General features: G+C 48.1%; 2 rRNA genes. Both read right to left on the bottom strand.

Annotation, left to right across the window (positions count from 1 at the left end):
- Positions 1–470 (bottom strand): 23S ribosomal RNA (locus tag KI363_RS21565); the annotation flags it as partial.
- Between the two features lie 311 nt (positions 471–781).
- Positions 782–905 (bottom strand): 16S ribosomal RNA (locus KI363_RS21560); the annotation flags it as partial.

Raw genomic sequence — 905 nt, 5'->3', positions numbered from 1 at the left:
CTTGGGAGATGGTCCTCCCAGCTTCCGACGGGATTCCACGTGTCCCGCCGTACTCAGGATCCACTCGGGAGGGAACGAAGTTTCAATTACAGGGCTGTTACCTTCTCTGGCCGGCCTTTCCAGGCCACTTCGTTTACCCCGTTCCTTTGTAACTCCATATCGAGTGTCCTACAACCCCAAGAGGCAAGCCTCTTGGTTTGGGCTTTTCCCCTTTCGCTCGCCGCTACTCAGGGAATCGATTTTTCTTTCTCTTCCTCCGGGTACTGAGATGTTTCAGTTCCCCGGGTATGCCTTCCAATCCCTATGTATTCAGAATTGGATCCTACCCCATTAAAGGTAGGGGGTTTCCCCATTCGGAAATCTTCGGATCTACGCTTGCTTACAGCTCCCCGAAGCATATCGGTGTTAGTCCCGTCCTTCATCGGCTCCTAGTGCCAAGGCATCCACCGTGCGCCCTTAACAACTTAATCGTCATCCAAAAAATAAGCGGCGAATCTCTGCGTCAACTGCGCTCATTCACATCCTCACGCACGTTTGTGCGCTCCGGTGTTCATTCGCTTGTTTCCTTGAGCTTCTTGCTTCTTTTTTGTCTGACCTTTTTGAAAAGGTCATTTTTTCTTATGGATATCCATAAGGTGATGCTTCTCGGTTTGTTATATCTTCTTATTTTATCTGGTTTTCAAAGAACAAAAGTTTTGAGAGTTTGAACTCTCAAAACTGAACGAAACTGAACGTCTTTTTGTAGAATGTTCCATGAACATTCTTTCGTAATATTCCTTAGAAAGGAGGTGATCCAGCCGCACCTTCCGATACGGCTACCTTGTTACGACTTCACCCCAATCATCTGTCCCACCTTCGGCGGCTGGCTCCAAAAGGTTACCTCACCGACTTCGGGTGTTACAAAC

Source organism: Lederbergia ruris, from assembly GCF_018332955.1.
Lineage (GTDB): Bacteria > Bacillota > Bacilli > Bacillales > Bacillaceae_C > Lederbergia > Lederbergia ruris.
This window is presented reverse-complemented; position numbering and strand designations above follow the sequence as displayed.